Origin of the sequence: Thermosynechococcus sp. (assembly GCF_025999095.1) — a bacterium.
Lineage (GTDB): Bacteria > Cyanobacteriota > Cyanobacteriia > Thermosynechococcales > Thermosynechococcaceae > Thermosynechococcus.
Genome location: NZ_AP024678.1, coordinates 660603 through 680746, shown reverse-complemented (window position 1 = coordinate 680746; position 20144 = coordinate 660603). Strand labels below are relative to the sequence as shown.

At 55.0% G+C, this 20144-nt stretch carries 14 protein-coding genes; 2 read left to right on the top strand and 12 right to left on the bottom strand.

The genetic code is table 11. The features are described from left to right. Positions 1-222: 222 nt before the first annotated feature. From Q0W94_RS03375 to Q0W94_RS03350, 6 genes are all read right to left on the bottom strand, one after another. A complete protein-coding gene (locus tag Q0W94_RS03375) occupies positions 223-1419 on the bottom strand; it encodes a homocysteine biosynthesis protein (protein WP_297761124.1) in 1197 nt (398 codons plus the stop codon). Positions 1420-1424: 5 nt separating this feature from the next. Further along, the gene (locus Q0W94_RS03370) at positions 1425-2225 is read right to left on the bottom strand and encodes a hypothetical protein (RefSeq protein ID WP_297761121.1); all 801 of its coding nucleotides are present in this window, start codon (positions 2223-2225) and stop codon (positions 1425-1427) included. Between the two features lie 22 nt (positions 2226-2247). Next, positions 2248-3003 (bottom strand): response regulator transcription factor RpaB, encoded by a 756-nt coding sequence (rpaB, locus tag Q0W94_RS03365; RefSeq protein WP_071823306.1) that lies wholly within the window; start codon positions 3001-3003, stop codon positions 2248-2250. Positions 3004-3240: 237 nt separating this feature from the next. Further along, complete coding sequence (locus Q0W94_RS03360; protein WP_297761118.1) at positions 3241-6660, bottom strand: phycobilisome rod-core linker polypeptide; 3420 nt, start codon at positions 6658-6660, stop codon at positions 3241-3243. 218 nt (positions 6661-6878) lie between these two features. Next, positions 6879-7865, bottom strand: coding sequence for a thiamine-phosphate kinase (thiL, locus tag Q0W94_RS03355; RefSeq protein WP_297762345.1), 987 nt, complete (start codon positions 7863-7865; stop codon positions 6879-6881). Positions 7866-7867: 2 nt separating this feature from the next. Further along, the gene (locus Q0W94_RS03350; protein ID WP_297761115.1) at positions 7868-8377 is read right to left on the bottom strand and encodes a TIGR02652 family protein; all 510 of its coding nucleotides are present in this window, start codon (positions 8375-8377) and stop codon (positions 7868-7870) included. 172 nt (positions 8378-8549) lie between these two features. Here Q0W94_RS03350 and thiO point away from each other — a divergent pair, with 172 nt between their 5' ends. Continuing rightward, positions 8550-9656, top strand: coding sequence for a glycine oxidase ThiO (gene thiO, locus Q0W94_RS03345; protein WP_297761113.1), 1107 nt, complete (start codon positions 8550-8552; stop codon positions 9654-9656). On the opposite strand, the gene rpe is transcribed toward thiO, so the two are convergent. Then, positions 9653-10348, bottom strand: coding sequence for a ribulose-phosphate 3-epimerase (rpe, locus tag Q0W94_RS03340; RefSeq protein ID WP_297761110.1), 696 nt, complete (start codon positions 10346-10348; stop codon positions 9653-9655). The two genes, thiO and rpe, sit on opposite strands and share 4 nt — an antisense overlap. A 242-nt stretch (positions 10349-10590) precedes the next feature. Between rpe and Q0W94_RS03335 the strand changes: the two genes are divergently transcribed. Beyond that, positions 10591-11226, top strand: coding sequence for a hypothetical protein (locus Q0W94_RS03335; RefSeq protein WP_297761107.1), 636 nt, complete (start codon positions 10591-10593; stop codon positions 11224-11226). A 2-nt stretch (positions 11227-11228) separates the two neighbouring features. Here the strand turns inward: Q0W94_RS03335 and Q0W94_RS03330 are convergent, their stop codons facing one another. From Q0W94_RS03330 to Q0W94_RS03310, 5 genes are all read right to left on the bottom strand, one after another. Further along, positions 11229-11861 (bottom strand): tRNA-(ms[2]io[6]A)-hydroxylase, encoded by a 633-nt coding sequence (locus Q0W94_RS03330; protein WP_297761104.1) that lies wholly within the window; start codon positions 11859-11861, stop codon positions 11229-11231. After that, positions 11818-12309 (bottom strand): universal stress protein, encoded by a 492-nt coding sequence (locus tag Q0W94_RS03325; RefSeq protein WP_297761102.1) that lies wholly within the window; start codon positions 12307-12309, stop codon positions 11818-11820. The genes Q0W94_RS03330 and Q0W94_RS03325 overlap by 44 nt, the downstream gene beginning before the upstream one ends. Positions 12310-12393: 84 nt before the next feature. After that, positions 12394-13071: a bifunctional demethylmenaquinone methyltransferase/2-methoxy-6-polyprenyl-1,4-benzoquinol methylase UbiE gene (ubiE, locus tag Q0W94_RS03320; RefSeq protein WP_297761100.1), complete on the bottom strand. Its 678-nt coding sequence runs from the start codon at positions 13069-13071 to the stop codon at positions 12394-12396. Between the two features lie 2 nt (positions 13072-13073). Beyond that, positions 13074-15284 (bottom strand): PAS domain S-box protein, encoded by a 2211-nt coding sequence (locus Q0W94_RS03315; RefSeq protein ID WP_297761096.1) that lies wholly within the window; start codon positions 15282-15284, stop codon positions 13074-13076. 166 nt (positions 15285-15450) lie between these two features. Next, positions 15451-20103, bottom strand: a complete 4653-nt coding sequence (locus tag Q0W94_RS03310) for a translocation/assembly module TamB domain-containing protein (protein WP_297761093.1) — start codon at positions 20101-20103, stop codon at positions 15451-15453. Positions 20104-20144 lie beyond the last annotated feature (41 nt).

The window sequence follows — 20144 nt, the reverse complement described above, 5'->3', positions numbered from 1 at the left end:
ATGCAACAACCGTAAGAACACCTATGACGGATTTGAGCTGATGAAGGATGCAACTTTTGGGTTGCCCGCGATCGCTGGCATCCAGACTCCTATATCTTTATTAAACACCCATCCGCAAGAGTTCAGCAGTAGCCTGAATCACTAGGTCAGGCACTGGCGAATTCCAAGGCCAAGGCAGTTGAACTATTTGTCAGTATAGCGAAAGCAAGGTTGCCACCCCCACTAATCCTCACTGACAGCGGGCATCCAAGGTTGTTGCGGCAAAAAGGCGCGATCGCGCGGCAGAGGGGCAATGGGTTCTGTGAGGGTAAAACGACCACTGTGAATCCAATCCTTGAGGACTTCGGCAATGCGTTGACTAAAGTAGAGACTGGTCAGGGGAGCAGTGCGCACGGTTTTGCCTTCAATTTTGATGCTGCCCGACTTGAGTTGGGCATAGTTGACCAGGCCGAAGGTGGGACGTACCCGGCGAGGAATTGAAAAATCAATAACCGGTGCCACTACGTCCTCATCGCGAATGGCACAGCGGGCAATGACCTCTTGATCCAACACCGGCAGCGGCACCCCCACCCCCAGCATCAGAGACGCCCCATAGTGCTTGAAATAGCAACCGCGCACCCAAAAGGGATCCATCTGTTTGGCATCACCAATGAGGGCAAGGGTTGCGGCGGGGCCAATGGGGGTGTCGTTGGCCAGACGTTTTTGCAACGGAAAGTGTTGGGTGCCTTCCCAGGCCACATAACCAATGCCACCACCGAGGAAAATGCGCGTGCCAATCCCCACCAATCGCAAGTAGGGATCATTCAACAGCGGTGAGAGGGCACCGCCACAGGCATAAACGGCATTCCCCAATTGCGGCTGCAGTGGACCGAGATAGGTATAGAGGGGGCGATCGCCCCCATTCACACCCACAATAAAGTTTTGATACAAATTGCGGGGATTATAGAGATAGAACTGGTTGATGGTGTCTTTGCTAATCACCGTTTCTAAACTGGCGCGGGGATAACAATCCGTAACATAGCCCACTGCCCGTAGGGGAATGGCCTTACCCGCAATCAAATCGGCAATGACATGGCCACCCCCCCGTTCCCGCAGACTGTCGGCTTCTCCCCCTTCAGAGTTGGGATCCAGCGATTGGGCCGCGCCAAGGTACAGATCCACAGCGCCAAAACCACTGTAGGCGGGAATGCCATCGAACCAGCACTGCCGCAGTTTAATGGGCGGATCGGTCGGTCCCAAGTTAATAATTGCTCCCGAGGATTCCATGGGTTCAAACGTGCCTGTGGTAATCACATCCACTTGGCGGGCTGCTTCAGCAATGCTCAGGCTTTGAAGGCGGGCCTTGAGTTCAGCGAGGGTCCAAACCGTGGCTTTGCCTGCTGTAATCTTTTCATTAATTTCGGCAATAGTCCGCTCCATGGGGGTTACCGCAGATCTTCAGGGTGGCGAATTTGCCAAGTGCCATCGGGCAGCCGTGAGACTTTGCCCCCTAGGCGTTCAATATTCTCTATGGCCGTTTGTCGCGAGCGATCGCTCACGGCATTCACCAGCGCCCAAATCCAGGCATTGATTTGCGCCATGCGACTGTCAGGATTGCGCCGTAGCGTTTGGGCCAAGGAGCGATAATAAGGTACCGCCGCGCGTACTTGCGGATCGGGATTCAATTCTGCCCAAGCCGCCGCGCGATCGTAGGACGCGGCTGCCGCTCGGCCCTTGCCCAAAAAGAGCAATTCATCCATGGCGCGAAACACCCATGCCAGGTAGGCCGTTGGTTGATAGGCGGGATCCATAGCAGCCAGCCCCCGATCCATCAAAGCCACAGCGGTTTGTGGCTGTCCTGCATACACCGTAATTGCCGTCGAGAGGTAGGGATAGGTTTGGGCAAAGCCGGGATCCTTGGCAATAATCACCTCAAAGAAAGCAGGTACGTCGTCGTAACCCGTGACTTGGCGGGCAGCAGAATCCCCAAAAAACTGCAGAAATTGCAAAAATGCCCAATCGGCAACTAAATTGTCAAACCCAAAGGAAGGTAACTTTGCCAAAAGCTGCATTTGAGTAATGGTTTGAGCATTCTGGCGCTCATATTCGGCATCGGTGAATTGTTCGCCCGTTTGAGCTTGTAATCGACGCAGGGCATCCTGCTGCATAAAGGCAACAATGCCTAGAGCCACAGCCGTCAGACCTAGACCCACCACCTCTGACCAGCGCCAGCGTTTTTGATTCATGGCTCACCCTCAAGCCAAGCAGCTATTGATTTTTGTTGCTTGCTTCTCCCGGTTCAGTAATGCGCTGAAAGAGATACCCTGTGCCCCGTGCGGTCAAGATTAATTCTGGATTACTGGGGTCTTCCTCTAATTTAGCCCGCAAGCGGGAAATGTGGACATCCACCACCCGTGTATCCACATGGCGTTCGGGGGTGTACCCCCACACTTGCTCCAGAATTTCTGCACGGGAGAAAGGCTCGCCCGAGCGTCCTACCAGCAATTCCAAGAGCATAAATTCCATGCCCGTGAGACGAATGCGCTCATCCCCCTTGTAGACCTGCCGCTTATTGGTGTCAATGCGAATATTGCCCACCTGAATCACCCCGGAGCTAGGGATGCCAGAGGTATTGGTCTTCTCAATGCGTCGCAGTACCGAGCGAATGCGGGCTTCCAACTCCTTGGGGGAAAAGGGCTTGACCACATAATCATCGGCCCCCAGTTCTAGCCCCGTAATGCGATCGGCAACATCGCCAAGGGCAGTGAGCATAATAATCGGGACATCCGATTCCTTGCGCAGTTCTTGACAGACGCCATAGCCATCTAGTTTCGGCATCATCACATCAAGCACCACTAAATCTGGCTGCTCCTGCCGAAAGGTGGTCAGGGCTTCCTCGCCATCGGCGGCAGTGACGACGGTATAGCCAATCATTGACAGCCGAGTTTCTAAGATGCGACGAATACTCGCTTCATCGTCAACAACGAGTATCTTTTCTTTGTGGGTCTCCAAAGTAACGGACACTCCTACTCAATGGGGACAGCAATGGATAGAAATTAAAATGTGAATTTTTTGTACTCTATCATTTTTTTACTGGTTATAGAAAGACTGCCAACCCTTACCAGAACGGGATTTTGCGGGTTTTTCAGAATTGAAAATCTTTAAGATATTTTAACGTGGTCTTGTCGCGCCAAAAAGCGGACACCCCTACAGGAGCATCCGCTAGTAGATTGATTCACAAGTGGTTAGTGGCAGCGTACCCTAGTCGCGATGACTGGGCTGAATCCCCACCAATGAGGGCGAGAGGCTCGACCAGGATTGCTTCACCAAGTCGGCATCGGCTTTAACACTGCCAATGTAGTTGCCCGCTGGCAGCGTCGGGAAGCGTTTGTAGGGCACGACATCTTCGCCAAAGTAGCGGCTGTACTCAGGGCTATTCACCATCGTTTCGACAGCAGCCTTGAGGCCTTGATCCGCCAAGATTTTGTTGTATTGGCGAATTTCCGCTTGGGTGGCTGGGGCGCGACCCAGGAGGTGACGGAAGAGGAACTCAATCACCTTGGTGTTGGGATAGGGGGTGTAGAAGCGGTTGCGATAGATCTCTGAGCTGGCCAAGGTGCGCACAAACTCGCGGACGGTAATTTCACCATTGCGGAGGCGGCTTTCCAGATCAGGGCGCCGGAACTGGCTCGGCACTTGGCCACTAAAGACATCCATCACTTGGCAGTAGATGGCATTGATCACCAGCTCCACTTCAGCACTAGGGGCACCCACGGTCATGCGGAAAATACGAGCGGGACGGCGACGGGTGGTACCGACCCCCACTTCCACGGATTGACCATCGCCATTGCGGAAGGAGCGTCCCAATTCGATAAAGCGGGGCTTGCTGGGATCCGCTTGCCGGGCTTTAGCTTCTTGCTCGGCGATCGCCCGACTGAGCAGCGGCAGCTTCGTATTATCGAGGCGAGGTTTGACCGGCGCAAAGCTGGGCACGACAATCGCCTCACTTTGCTTCGTGAGTTGATTGTGCAGTTTCTCAGTGTTGGGGAAGTTGGCCGCTGGCAAGGTGGGGAAGCGACGATAGGGCACCGTATCTTCACCAAAGGCTGCAGCGTATTCAGCACTACTGACGAGGGCTTGGACAAAGGCCTTTAAGCCTTGGGTGGCAAGAATTTGGTTGTAGCGGCGAATTTCCGCTTGATCAACGGGTGCCCGCCCCAAGAAATGTTTGGTACCCAGTTCAATGACTTTGGTGTTGGGGTAAGGGGTGTAGAACTCCTTCTGATAGAGTTCAGAGCAACCCAAGGCTTCGATGAACTCCTTGAGGGTGATCTCACCGTTGCTGAGCTTGGATTCAAGGGCAGTAAACTCATCGCGGACAATGTAGGGGGCAACATCCCGCTCAAAGACCTGCCGATAGGCCGCCTGAATTACCAGTTGCAGATTTTGCTTGTCGTTGAGATCCGTGAGCTTGAAGACCTTGGTTTGCTCGCGGCGCTTGCTCACCCCTTGATTGGCCCGGAACTGAATTGCTGGCTCAGTGCGCAGTTCGGTTACCGCCCCCAGTTCGACAAAGCGAGGCGTTTCTTCTTTCTCAGGGGGTACGCCAGTTTCGCCAATTGTACCCACCCGTAGCGATCGCAGAGCCAGACCCTGGGGCGTAATGTAGCGCTCGTAGGGAACTGTATCTTCCCCAAAGGCTTCGCTGTACTCTTGGCTGTCAATGATGGCATCCACCAAGCCATAGAGACCTTTCTTCGAGGCAATGTCAAAGTAGGCATTCATCTCTTGGCGACCATAGGTGGGACGACCCAAGAGGCGACGGTGAATATATTCAATCGCCTTCGTGACGTACAGTGGTGTCCAGTAGAGGCTGCGGAAGAGGTTTGATTTGGCTAAAATCCGCACAAACTCACGGACAGAGATTTCACCGTTCTCCAGTTTGATCTCAGCGACTTTTTGGCGCTGCCCTTCATAGACATCACGGCCAAAGACTTGGAGATAAGCGGCACGAATCACCCGCTGGGTTGAACTTTCAGCAAATTTGACACTGTTGCCGCCCGTGGCGATCGCGCGCTTGCCAATGCGGGCATTGATGCTGGGCAGTTGGTCTAGCTTAAAGACTTTTGGCCCCAGGCTGCCAGGAGCAACCCCGCGGGCCGCAGGATTGCTGACTTGGTTATTGATCCCTGGCCCCCGGGCAATGAGAATGCGGCGGGTGTCTTTGTTGAAGGGTTGGGGCCGCGCACTGGGGTTTTTCTTCTCTTTCGGGAAGATGGCACCAAACTGAATTTCCAAGGGATCGTTGCCGGCACCGTAGGGGTGTTGATCCGGTAGGGGCTGATCTTGGGCAGCAAAGGTAGTGATGAATTGGGGAACTTTGCGGAAGGGCGCACTGTACTTGAAGAGATCCTGTTGGGCGCCCCAGTTGCGGCACTCTTGAGCCTCTTGACCCAGACCCCGCAGATAGGGGACCGTTTCCTCACCAAAGTAGTCACTGTATTCCTTGGAATCCACAAGGGCATCCACCAAGGCAGGGAGCCCCCCCTTGGAAATAATGGCAAAGTAGGTTTGCACTTCCTCGCGGCTAGAGGGCCCACGCCCCAAAATGTGGCGGAAGGCGAGTTCTAGGGCACGGCTGTTGATGTAGGGTTCATAGAAGTTTTTGCGATAGAGGGGTGACTTGGCCAGTTGGCGGATGAACTCCTTCATAGAGATGGAGCCATTTTTCACCTTCGATTCCAAGTCAGAGATACCCAAACCGTAGGCGCGGGAGATGTCGCGCTCAAAGATTTGCCGATAGGCGGCCTTAACCACTTCATTCTTCTCGGCAGCGGATAGCCCCGGCTTCATCACAAATTTGGGACGACGCTCGGCGGCATTGAAGTAAATCTGTGGCAGTTGCAGACCCTGCAGATCGGTGGAGTTGCGCTGCCGCACTTTATCAGAGGGGGCAGGGGCAATAAATTCGTTGATCAAAACGTCAAAGTAGGTTTCGACAATCCCCTTGGCTTCGGCGTCTTTTTCAAAATAGCTGAGAGCCGCCCGCCGCATTTCCTGCAGAGCAGCAATCGTGGCATCGGCAGAGCAGGCAGCCTCAATGATTTCCCGCAAGCCGCGCGTATTCACCGCCAGAATGTTGGGATCACCGGCCACAATGGCGTAGGTAGTATAGCGCAGGAACCAATCCAAGTCCCGCAGGGATTTTTCCATGCGAGCTGGGCCATAGCGGGCAATGTTGATGGGTTTGAACCCCACGGGTGCACCGCCCCCGGAGGCACTAAAGATGGAGCGCAATCCCTCTAGGAATCCACCACGGGTGTCCACATAGGTTGCGGTTCCCAGCTTCATGGCTTCTTTCATGTCAATGGCTTCGCCCCTTGCCCCAGTGGTGAATTGGGGGGCTTCTTCAGTTTGGGGACGGGAGAGAAAGGCCATGGGGGAACCACCGACAAAGATGCGGTTGGCAGCCCGGGAAACAATGATGTCGGCGTTGCGAGTGAGGGTGGTGGCAATTTCAAGGCGTTTTGCCCCGGAGCGCAGATAAACAGCGAGTTCATCCAGTTCACCCCGATTCAGGAAGCGATCCTGCTGCTCGGCTTGGATAATCGTTGAAACGGGGACTGTTTGATAAAGTTGCGGGCGGGCAACCGAGCTTCCACCACTTGCTTTGACAACCATGGTTACTAAGAGGCTCCCTTTACTTTTAGTTAACGCGCTAACTTAGATTAGAACGATTCGGGGGTGGCTCGGCATTTTTTTAAGAAATGTATAAATTTATGGGGACTTGCTGGCGATCGCCCCCAAGTTTTATGAATTTTTGTAATATTCCTTGACGGCTGCCCCTTCCCTGCACACCCATTGCTGCCACTGTCGCTGTGCTTTAACCCACGAACCCCTTAAAAGTGCTGAAAGAGGCGATCGACTTGGACGGGTAATAATTCACCATTGAGCCTGAGTTGCACCCTTTTTTCAGGAATAATTTCCCCGACCATGGCGGCGCGTTCACCCGCTGCGCCACAGAGATCCTGAGCCCATTCTGGAGAAAGGCACAATACCAATTCAAAATCCTCACCGCCATAGAGCGCCCAGTTCAGGGCCTGCAGGCGATCGCCATAGTCCACGATTGGAATCTGCTCTGCCCAAAGCATCGCCCCCACCCCACTGGCTTGACAGATTTGCAGGACGGCAGCTGCCAGACCATCACTACTATCCATGCCGGCAAGACGCGGCGGCGGCACCTGTTGGCGCAGCCAGTGGACAATATCCAACCGCGGTCGGGGACGTTGATGGGCTTGAATCCATGCCTGCCGCAGTTCGGCAGGGACGGTGCCTGCCCCCTGGGGATACAAAAGGCATTCGAGACCGGCGCGGGAGGCCCCATGAACACCCGTTACAACAATGACATCCCCCACTTGAGCGCGATTGCGATAAATAATCCGTTCTGGCGGGGCACTGCCCAAGACTGTGATGCTGAGACTGAGGACACTAGAGCGGCAGGTATCACCACCGATAATACTGGTGCCGTAGGCCTGAGCACAGGTAGCCATCCCTTGGTAAATGCCCTCAATCATTGCCACAGGACAGTTGCGAGGTGCGGCTAGACCCACGGTTAACCCCAAGGGCAATGCCCCCATGGCTGCAAGGTCTGATAAATTGGCGGCTAGCGATCGCCAGCCAACGTCCTGAGGTGTCATGGTGACTGGGGTATCGTTCATGCCCAAACTAAAGTGCACCCCCTCCACGAGGGTATCGGTACTCACAATGAGTTGCTCACCAGGGGGCGGCGACAGGACAGCCGCATCATCGCCCACCAATTGCGTGTTGCAATAGGGGCGCAGACGGGCAATCAATTCCAGTTCGCCACAGTCGGCGAGGGTGAGCATCACTAGTCAAACATCCGAAAATAGGGGGGGCGAAGGGGGGCACCGGGTTCTTTTTCCAGATCAAAGTTAATCACATCCCAGCGCTCCTCTTGGCTAGCGGGGGGGCTAAACTCAACGGGCAAGCCAAACAGGCGCAGCATTTGCGAATCTGTGGCGCCTCGCCAAGGGGTACTGCGTTCGAGGTAGGCGCCAAAGAGATCCCGATAGCGTTCGGCAATAATGACTTTGGTGGCACGGTAGCCTTGGGTGTAGAGACGATCGAGGGCATCGTGGATTTCAAAGCGAATGCCGTCGGGGTGGGTGTGCTGGCGATACCATTCGCCTTCCCAGAGACGCCAAATGCGACCGGATTGCAGGTGCATCAATTCCCCGGTTTTGGCATCTGCTTCAAAAGGGCCGTGGCGCGGGCACAGGTAAGTATCGGTGAGGGTCAGGGCGGGAATGACTTGCCGACAGTGGGGACAACGGATTTCAGGACCAAAGATCGGGTAGTGAGAGCCGGATGAGATCATGGACAGTTACCACACAGCGGCAGCAAATCCACCGCGATCGCTCTTAAATTATAACGGGTTCACCTCAAGACAGTAGGCTGAGCACGTCTTGTCCGATGAAGTTTGGGCTACCCTTAAGGGGTGGCAGATGCCAAGATAAACAAATGGGTAAGTTGGTATTGACGCATCAAGAATGATCCTGGGGGATGAACAGCGGGACATTTTGATTATTGGTGGCGGCACCATGGGGCTGGCGATCGCCATCGAATTGGCATGGCGGGGGGCACGGCCCACCGTTCTCAGTCGCCGGTTTCGGGAAGCAGCGCTCCATGCAGCCGCGGGAATGCTCGCCCCCCAAGCAGAAGGTTTGCCGGCAGGCGCCATGTGGAATTTGTGTACGGCGAGCCGCAATTTGTATCCCACTTGGATTGACAAGCTCGAACAACTGACGGGGCTGGATGCGGGCTACTGGCCCTGTGGCATTTTGGCACCCGTGACCGATGAGCGGCAGCGGGATCGCTCCCACCCCATGGAACCCGACAGCCGCTGGTTGGATGCGTCTGAACTTACGAACTATCAGCCGGGCTTTGCGGAGAGTGTACTAGGGGCTTGGTGGTTTCCCCAAGATGGTCAGGTCAATACCCGCAACTTGGCTAAGGTGCTGGTGAGTGCAGCTCGTATTCTTGGCATCGAGGTAATTGAGGGCATTACTGTTCAACGTTTTCAGCAAACGCCGCAGGGAGAGATTACAGCCTTAGAGAGCGATCGCGGCCGGTGGTCTGCGGGGATTTACATTCTGGCTACAGGAGCCTGGGCACAAAGCCTCCTTCCTCTACCCGTCACCCCCCGCAAGGGGCAAATGTTGGCACTGAAACCACCGGGGCAACCGCTGCTGAACCATGTGATCTTTGGGGATCAGCTCTATCTTGTGCCGCGACGCTCCGGCAAAGTGGTGGTGGGTGCCACCAGTGAAGATGTCGGTTTTCAAGAAGGGACTACGGTTGCTGGCCTGCAAGCACTGCTGAACCGTGCCACCGCCGTTATTCCAGAATTGGCAAGCTATGAAGTGATTGATACCTGGTGGGGGTATCGTCCAGCCACCCCCGATGACTTACCCATTTTGGGTCAAGGACCAGCTGCCAATCTTTACCTCGCCACAGGACACTATCGCAACGGTATCTTGCTTGCCCCAATTACAGCGAAGCTGATGGCCAACTTGATCCTGCACCAGACGGGCGATCGCCACCTCAAAGCCTTTTCCTGGCAGCGATTTCAGGCTCGATCAGAAACCAGTGCCTAGGCAGTCACCAACTCAGGGCTAGGACGCTTGCTATGGCGAATACCCGCGATCGCCGCGGCATAGTCGGGGGCATTAAAGACGGCCGAACCCGCCACAATGGCATTGGCGCCGGCTTCAAGGACTTGCCATGTATTGTCGGCTTTGAGACCCCCATCCACCTCAATCCAGGGATCGAGGCCCCGCTCTTCACACAGTTGCCGCAGCCGCCGAATTTTCGGTAGCACTGCCGGAATAAACTTCTGACCGCCAAAACCGGGGTTGACACTCATAATTAGAACGAGGTCACAGACCTCCAGGACGTACTCAATGAGCTCAAGGGGGCTAGAGGGATTGAGCACTACCCCCGCCTGTTTGCCCAGTTCACGAATTTGACAGAGGGTGCGATGGAGGTGGGGTGAGGCATTGTGCTCAGCATGCACAGAGATAATATCTGCACCGGCCTTGGCAAAATCGGCCACGTATTTTTCTGGCTCAACAATCATTAGGTGGACATCGAGGGGCTTTTGGGTCAAGGGGCGAATCGCCTCAACAATCAATGGCCCAATCGTGATATTGGGAACAAAACGACCATCCATCACGTCCACATGGATCCAGTCGGCTCCCGCCCGATCTACCGCTTGGATCTCTTCACCCAAACGACTAAAGTCCGCAGAGAGAATGGAGGGAGCAATCACGACGGGCTTAGCACTCATGACCGATTCATTCCGTAAATAACATTACAGTTGTTCTCAGTGTACCGAGCGATCGCCCCCACAGCAACTGGCTGTCTCTCAGGCCACTTTGACAACTGCCTCTGCATAGCCCCTGAAATATAACAGTACACCCTATAGTAGGCAACAGGAGAGCTACCTCTGCACCGCCAGACCAAGATCACAGGGTGAAACAGCAAATGTTGAACCGGCGCAGCACTATTATCAGGATTGCAACTGGGTTGTTGGCCCTCGCCCTGGGCGGCTGTGGTTTGTTCACGGCCACTGAGACCGAAATAACCGATCAGAAAGTGACCGATCAGACCGCTGCTCCCCCGCCAGCGTCACCTCCAGCCCCCAAACCAACAGAACCGCAGACAGCCGGATCAGTGATTGCAGCCTTAACGCCACCGACAAACCCAAAAACTTATATTCAGGGGCTGTCTGATATCGGTCGCACTAATCCCTTTGCACCGGTGCCCCTGCCTGGTATGGGTGGCATCAAGTCTGGAAATGGGGCTGCCACTCCTGCAGCCCCAGGCACGAAGGGCACAGGCACTGGCTCCGGCTCGACAGGCACCACCACTGGCTCGGGTGCAACTCGACCTGCACCGCCACCGCCACCCGTTGATGCTCAAGCCGTACAGGTCCTTGGTATTGCTGCGGTAGATGGTCGCCTACAAGCCATTATTCGCTCGCCCAAGGAAAATGTGACTCGCACGGTGCAAGTGGGAGATACCATCGCCGGCAATGTGATTGTGCGTGCCATCGATGCCTATAACACCACACCCACAGTGGTTTTGGAGCAATTTGGTCAAACGGTGCGCCTTACGGTCGGTCAGCCCACGACTGCTCAAGGGGCAGCGTCACCAGCGATTTAAGGCTAACTGTGAATCCGGGGCAAGGGATAGGGCGTGCTGAGAATTTCACTTTCAAGGGCAGCCAACTGCGGTAGTCGCTCTGCCACTACCTCTTGACCAAAGTACCGATAGGCCAAGTACCAATAGGTGCCGTAGTGGCGTGCCTCGGAGGTCACTAAGCTAGCAAAGAATTCCGCCAGTTCCCCATCTGGGCAGTGCTGAGCCAACAGTTGCAACCGCTCATGGCTGCGGGCTTCAATCAAGGCACAGACCAATAGGCTATCCAAGAAGCGCTGGGGTTCCTGTTGGCGGACAGCTGCATTCAAGCGCGAGGCATAGGGGGGCGCACTCAGGGGTGCCAGGGCAATGTGGCGGCGTTCTAATTGCTGATTGACTTGGCGAAAGTGGTCAAGTTCCTCTTGGGCAATATCGGTGAGGGCATCTACCAATGGTTTGTGGGAAGGATAGCGAAACATTAAGTTAATAGCCACACTAGCGGCTTTGCGCTCACAGTGGGAGTGATCGAGCAAAATCGTATCTAGGTGAGCGATCGCTTGCTCTACCCACTCAGGACGGGTAGGTTGTAGAAGGAACTTGATGCGAACGGGAGTCTCAATCACGGCGGCGCTGGACGGTGAGTACAGAACAGGGGGCATTGTGGAGCACATAGTTGCTGACACTGCCGAGGAAAAATTCACTCAAGCCCTTGAGACCCCGCCGCCCCAGCACAATCAAATCACTTTCCCACTCCTGGGCCAGATCACAAATGGCCCGACCCGCATCCCCCAAGGCTTGGGTAAATTCGGTGGGCACCCCCTTTTCAGTGGCAATTTGGGTGAGGTGGCGCAGCATATCCAAGCCCTTTTGCTCAAAGTTTTCCCACTGCTCGGCATAGGCCCGCATCACTTCCTCGTGCAGTCCCACATATACCCCTGAAGCCAAAGGGGTCGTAAAGATGGGGTCAGGATAGGCTGCATTGGTAGGCGAGAGGACATGAATCAGCATCATGCGAGCTTGGTAGTGTTGTGCCAAATCCAGTGCGCTCTGGAAAACTTGTTCCCCCAGTTCACTGTCGTCAACTGCAACAAGAATTTTTTTATACATACCACCCTCCAAACGCCCTGCGGCTTGCCTATCTATAGCTTAGAGGATTGCCCAAGGAGTGAAGCCTAACATTTGTAACGTAGATTACTTTTGGGCAACAGTAATCGCCATGAGTCCCCCCAGCAGAGGGTAGTGCTTCACGCTTGCAAAGCCCGCTTGTTGAATCAATTCACAGAGGGCAAGGGGAGTGGGAAAGGCCTGAATGCTCGGCCACAAGTAGTCATACTCTGCCGCCAAGCCATACTGACGGGCAGTGGGAACTACCCACTGTTGCAAATACCATTGCTGAAATTGCTGGAGTGCGGGGGTTTGGGGATGGCTAAAGTCGAGGATGGCAGCTCGCCCACCGGGGACAAGCAGCCGCAACATTTCCCTGAGAGCTTGGGGAATATCCCCCACGTTGCGTAGCCCGTAGCCGATCGTGATGCCCTGAAAGGTTTGAGCTGCCAAGGGTACTGCTAAGGCATCTCCTTGGAGCCATTCAATTTGCGGGTAATGGTCACTCCGCTGGCGGGCGATCGCCAGCGGGGCCGCAGCAAAGTCCAAGCCCACCACCCGTCCCTGCCGCCCCACCCGCCGCGCGAGCAGACGCGTCAAATCCCCCGTGCCACAGCAGAGATCCAAAGCCGTTGTCCCCTGAGGGAGCTCAAGCCAGTCCACAGCCATCTGTTTCCACACATGGTGCAGACCAAAACTCAATTGATCATTGAGGCGATCGTAGAGGGGGGCAATGCGCTCAAACAGGGCCTGGATATCGGTCATGGTTAGCTTTTGGAATGGCGACGCTGACGCAAATAGTTTGCCTCGCGGCGCAACTGCTGAAAGTACTCCGTTTCGGTAATTTCTGCCACCTGCTGCCGCCGTTTTTCATGATCAATTTCCACCCTTAGCTCTTCAATTTGCTGCTGCATGGCTTGCTCGCGCTGTTTGCGCTCGGTAATGTCTTGCACTAATCCTTCATAGTAGGAAATCTTGCCGTCGGTATCCAAGACCGCTCGCATATCCAACTGAATCCAAATAATCTGGCGATCGCGCCGATAGGCCTTGAATTCAAAATGGCCCGTTGTTTCTCCAGTCGCAAAATGATTCAGAATCTGATCGCGGGTGCTGGGTTCCACGTAGATTTGGTCGCGGATACTGGTGATGGTCTCCACCATTTCTGCGGGAGAGTCAAAGCCAAAAATCTTGGCCATGGCGGCATTGACCCGAATAAACTGATTTTCCGTTGACGCTTGAAAAATTCCCTCAAGGGCATTCTCAAAAATACTGCGGTAGTTTTCCTCAGCAATGCGCAGCGCTTCCTCGGCTCGAATGCGATCGCTAATATCAATGCCGACAGCAACGGTATGGGTACCCTTCATATACTTTTGCAAAGCCACCAGGTAAAACCTGGTTTGACCATTGTGCTGAACGGAAATCACCCGTGAGGCAAATTGCTCTGGAGACTGCAAAAACTCCTGCATAAAGGCTGCCAGCTCGTCATCCGCAGACAAAAAGCCCAAGGGACGCCCAATAAATGCCTCTGGTGGCAAATTTAAGGTTTCTGCCAACTTGCGGTTGACCCCCTTATAGATGCCCTCAGCGTTAATCCAAGCAATCGTACCGGGAACGGCATTGAGTACCGCTTCAAACTGTTCATTGGCCTCAATCAGTTCATCGCGAATCTGCTCGAGGGAGCGGTTTTTTTGGGCTAACTCCTCAAAAGAAAGACGCAACTGGCGCATCATGGCATTAAAGGAATTGGCCAGTTCGCCCACCTCATCAAGGGAGTGCACCTGCACCAGTGTCGTCAAATCACCTGCCTGTACCCGACGGATTGAAATGACCAAGGATTGAAGCGGCTTGACAATCGCATTGGCCGTGAGATAAGCCCAAACACCGGCCAACACCAGGGCACCAAGGGTAATGGCAAAAGACACCAACCGTTTTTGGTTGGCTATGGTATCAATCCACCCCTGGGACTTCCCGACAAAGGCAATACCAATGGGCGGTGGATGCGGCAGATTCAGCTGCTGGCGAAAGTCCGGCAATGGGCTGTAGATAGTTGCATAGGGGGAACCCACAATGTCAGTTGTACCGACAAACATTTTGCCCTGATTGAGAACTTGAGTGGCCACTTCGCGAGCGACGCGGGTCCCAAGGGCGCGAGTGCGCCCATCGGTGTAAGGCACATTGGTGGCAATCCGCAAATCTTGGGCAAAAATGGTTGCCACCGTATCTACAGTGGACCATGCAGTGGTACTATCCACCAAATCCGGCATATTGTTGAGCAAAATGCCCGTCAGAATTAGCCCTTGAAATTGGTTGTTTTCATAAAGGGGCTTTGCAGCAAAGGCTAGTAAGCCAATATTGCCGTCCGCGATGGGATAGGTACCCGCAGGGGCTGGCCGCTGATTGGGGGGTAGAGGTGCGATAGGTTGAGGACGCAATGTAATCGTTGCCTGCTGTGCTAAGCCCAGTTCTTGTAACTGTTCACGATTGAGGAGTACCAGACCGCTAATCATTTGCTGGCGATCGCGAGCCACTTGAAACATCGGTAAATTAGCAATACTGTTGGCTTGATGCGGGCTGAGACGATAGGGGGAATGGGTTTCGGGGGTCAAGTCGAGGAGCGCCTCTCCCGTTTTGGCTAAGACCATTGTTTGCTGTGCCAGTACTCTACCCCTGGCATCGGCCACCAGCATCAGGTTCATGGGGCGTTCAGTCCTATCCACTGCCGCAAGAATGGCGTGGATAGCGGCAGGATGCAAAACACTGACAAGGGATTGACCCACATGCTGCGCATCGATTCCACTGGCAATTAAGAGGGCTTGGATACGAGACTCATAGACCAAATTGTCAATTTCCCACTGCAAATCCTGCAAACTAGAGCGCAGTTGCTGATCGAGGTGATGCTCAAAGCTGCGATAGCTGACTTGAATCAGGGCTTCAGTAATAATCACGGCTGGAAAGAGCGCCGCAAGTGCCAAGGCCAAGGTAAATTTCCAACGCAGACTTAACCGCTGCCATGAAATCGAAAATCGTTGAGATAAGGCTCTAGCGGAATTTTTCATCAAGATGGATACCGAGGCTACTGCAACTGCCGCAATTGCCACCTTCCAAGCTTGAGCGGTGCTGGCAGTACTCCGATCATAGACGACATTAAAAACGGTAACGGAACTCCAGAAAGCCTGTGCCCTGACCACTGGTGCTCACCTGTCCACCAAGGCGAATCTGGTCTGTCACCTGAAACCCAAGGTTAAACCGTGTCGGATCATTGGGGGCAGTTAGCAACTGCAAGAGGGAGAGCGAGGTAAAACTATTTACTTGGAACCCGAGTTCAGCCCCCACAGCAAGGATTGGGGCTTGGCTTTGGGCTTGGCGATCGGGGGGTACCAGGGCTGGAAAAATGCGAAAGGAGGTGCGGTTACCTGTAGCCCGATCAATCCATGCCTGTAGGTTGTTGAAAAGCGCAGATCCGGCGAGACTGGCCACTACCGCTTCTCCCCCCAGTGGGTTGAGATCTGCAATTGAGCCCCCGCCCATCAATGCCAGGAGTTCGGTTTTGCTACGGGTGGGGGTACTGGATAGCTCAAGCACCGCAGGTAAATTGGTTTGGAGTTGACTGGCACGACCATTGATGCGGGCAGTGATCCGAATGGTGTTCAACGTTCCTAGGCTGCTGGCTGTTACGGAGCCCCCATCCGATAGTCGCCTCACGGTACCGGGGGTATAAACTTCGGTGGCAGTGGCAGCAAGGGTGAGGTTGAGTTCGGGATCCAAGCCATTGGCGGGGGTAAAGAGCACATAGTTATCCGCTGGCCGCTGGAGCAAAAAGAGGGTGGTAAAAAGATTCAGTTGCCCTCCTGTGAGGCGAATTTTGCCCTCAGGCTGGAGACTATTGAGGCCGCCGTTGAGGGTTAAACGACCCGTGGCCATTAGGTTAAGAACGGGCGATCGCGTCACCCGCAAGGAATCTAAGATATGAATTTCTAAATTCTCAAAGACCAGGGGCTCAAATAGGGAGTCAGCAGAAGTGGTCAACCCATCGCCATTGGTAAAACCACCGATCGCTCCTAGATCTAAACGGCCTTGGCTGAGTTGGACACTGCCCCCGAAATTAGGACTCAGGAGGGTATCCCTAATCACAAGGGTGCCATCTACGGTACCGCGATAGATATTGCCGGCATTCACTTGTAATCGTTGCAGGGAAGCAGTGAGGGGTGTCGCAGCATCTGGATCATCTGAGGCCAGGGGAGTCTGAATTGGCAGCACCCCTGTCATGGTAATTTGCCCCTGACTAAAGAGGCCTTGAATCCCATCTACCCGTAGGCGATCGCGATCAAAGCGCACCCGCGCACTGAGATTCGTCACTGGCTCCTCAAAGGCGGGAGTTTTAATAACCGCATCATCCACACTTAGAACGCCGTTAATGATGGGATTGTCCCAGGTGCCCCGCAATTGTGCTTGCAAAATTCCTTTACCTTGCTGCCATTGCACCTGATCCGTCAAGAGGTTAATGAAGGACAAGCCCTCATCCTTGACACTCACATCTAGGGCTAACTGCGGATCCACAACGGGTTGTGGGTCAAGGGGATAGATCAAGGGAACCGAACCCGTCACCCTCAGCGGTTCTGGCGTATCGAAGCGGGCGATCGCCCGCAGGGCAAGCCGATTTTGGGCATAGCGGAATGTGGCACTGGCGGCTTCAAGGGGACGTTGATTCAACCGAGCCTGCGCCAGGGTAGCCTCACCAGCGAGAGTAGGCTGCTGCCATGGGCCAGTTAACACCGCTTGGGCATTCACTTGACCCTCCAGATTTACCCCCGGCGGCAAAAGACTGGCCACAAGACCCACCGGCAATTGCGCTAGCCGCAGTTGGGCATTTTGCTGGTTACCCCCCAAAATGCCATTGACATTCAATTGCCCACCGTTGACCAGCATATTGAGGGTCGTCAGCAGCAGTCGGTTTTGGGCAAAGCGACCGCGACCAAGAAACTGCTCCACTTGGTAATTTCCCCACTGCCAATTGGCGCCCTTGAGATCAAAGCGGGCCACCAGACCGGTCTGGGGGGTTTGACTTAGAGTGATCTGGCCATTAAAAATGCCCTGAAGTTGATCCAAGGGGGGCAGGAGTTCTGGCCGCCGCACCAAAGCCGCTTGGGCTTGGAGCATCTCGATTTCGGCAAGGCGGCGAATTTGCGTTAGCAGTGAGACCTGCAGACCTTCCCCGGCGGTGGGTGTTCCCAAATCTGCAGCGGTGCCCCGAGCCGTGGGTTGACCAATCCCAAGGACAGTGGCTAGTCCCGTCCAATCCGCTAAATTACCTTGGGCAATTGTCAACTGTGCCCCCAATTGCTGAGGCTGGAGATCGGCAGTGAATTGATAGCGACTTTCCCCTTTTTCAAAAAGGCCGGATTGAATCGTCAGGCGATCGCGACTTAGACGGAATTGGGCTTGCAGGCGATCGCCCCGCCATGCTCCTAACCCCGGTCGCTCCACCGTAAAACGGCCCTGACCGCTTGTCCAGTTCTGCAACTGGAGCTCGCCAGAGGCAACTCCCGCGAGAATGGCATGCCTAGGGAGTGCCGGGGGATGTAAGCGCAGGGAGTCCAGCGGAAATTGGCGAAGACGCAGATCAAAGGTTGCCCCTTGGCGCTGACCGATGAGTTGCGCCTGTTGCCGTTGAACCAGCAGTGAGTGGGGTAAGCCATCGGCATCCAGCCGAAACGCCAGGCGATCGCCCCCACCCTGCAAATTGAGGGTTGCCCCCTGTTGTTGGTTCAGGGCAACCGTGCCCGTGAGTTGAGGGGCAAAGCGTAAATCATTCACCGCCAATCCTTGGGTCAGCAGTTCCCCCTGAAACTGGAGGCTATTGAGGCGGCCTGTGAGTTGGCCTGTAAAGGAGGTTGTACCGGCAAGGGCGAGGGAAACAGGGAGATGCCGTTTCAAGACGGTGCTTAACCTACTTAGGGAGAGATTCCTGGCTTGGATGCCCAATTGCAGGTCAGTAGGTTTTAGAGCCGCTAAATCAACGCCAATGGTTCCTTGGGCGCGGATAGCACCGAGGGTGGCCTGTTGGACTTGCAATTGCTGGCCATCCCAGTTTACAGCCGCAATCAGGGGATCCCCTGTGGGGGTTTGATCCACTGCGAGATTGGCACTGGCGCGAATCGCTGGCAACGTCAGTTGATCCACTCGCCCTTGGGCGATCGCCCGCCCACTGAGACGACCCTGTAACTCTTGATTGAACTGCCGCAGGGGAATATTCGCGGCCTGGGCTTGTAACTGCCACCGACCGGCGCTGGCTTGCATTTGACCCCGCAGACTGCCGCCGAGAAACGGCATTTGAAACTCAGGAACCAGCAGTTGGGTTTGGGTCAGACGAGCGGTGCCCCGCAGGGGATACTGAGCCGTCGGTAGCTGAAAGGCCGCATTGGCCTGCCAAGCCCCTGGGGTACGCAAATGGCCCCGAAAATCCAATTGCGCAAAGCCCTCCCCTAAAAACACCGGCGGAGCCACCTTATAGCGGCGGGCGATCGCCTGCAGATTCACCTGCTGCACTTGTGCTTGGCCGCGAAACTCCCCTGTGGGCTGTATCCCCACCGTTGCCCGTACCTCACCCCCATCCACCAACTGGGCGCGGACATCCATCCGCCTAACCCCCCCAGCAAGGGAGGCCATAAATGGCAGCCTTACCTGTTGCAGTTGCAGTTGATCCACTTGGAGAGGCGTTTGGCTGCGCAGTTCACCCATAATTTTAGGATTCTCCAGATCCCCCTGCAGGCGGAAGGTGGGAACTTCTACTTGACCCCTGAGGGGAACAGGTGGCGTAATCTGCAAAGCCCTCAAGGTGGGGATGAGATCAAACCTCGACACTTGGGCATTGATATTCCAGCCCCTTTCAGGACTAACTGTGCCTGCAGCCTGCCAGCGGACGTTAGCGATCGCCCCGCGCAGATAGTGGAGCCTTGCCTGAGTGCCCTGCAATTGCACATGGGCCTGCAATGCTTTGATATCCTGGGGCACAAAGGCCGTGCGCAGCCTACCATCCCGCAACCAAATTTGACCCGTGACTTGGGGTGTTTCTGGCAGAGGCAGGCGAAGGCGCAACTGCCCCGCCAGTTGGCCACCTTGGACACGAATGGTCCTTGGCAGAATCTCATTACCCAGGGCAAGGGGAATCTGACGAAAGCGCAAAGCCAATTGTCCCGTTTCCTGGGGTTGGCTCCACTCCCCCTGCAATCGCCATTGGCCACCGCCGGCCAGCTGCCCTTCCAGTTGACCGGCGAGGGCAAAATTCTGGCGATCGGGCTTTAGGGTCAATGCCCCATGAATATGACGCAGCAGGTAGGCAGGACGCTGAAAGGGTTGAACCAGCACCGAGCCATCCCGCACCTTCACCCTGATTTGATTCAGCTGCAAGAAGGTCGGCTCCGCCGCTGGCCGCTTAACTTCGGTGCGCCACCACTGCCCTTGGGCATCCTGAACCACCGTGAGTTGGGGTTGGTGGAGGGTAATGTCAATATCGAGCTTTTGACCCGTCAGGAGCTGCCATGGATTAAAGGCAACCTCAATGCTGTTGATTAGGGCATTGTCCAATTCTGGGTTACCCGCCTCTGGCGTGTAACTGGGAACCGCTGAGGACCCAAAACGAACAACATTCAGCCCGACGTACTCGACGCTACCAATTTCCACTGGCCGATTGAGGCGCTGTTGCAGTTGTTGGGCGATTTCAGGAGCCAATTCATAGCGCACAAACCACCACGTCCGCGTGCCAACCGCGATCGCCCCTAGGGCCACCAAGCCAATCATTCTCCATCCCCACTGACCAAACCGAAGGGGAGAGGGGGGTT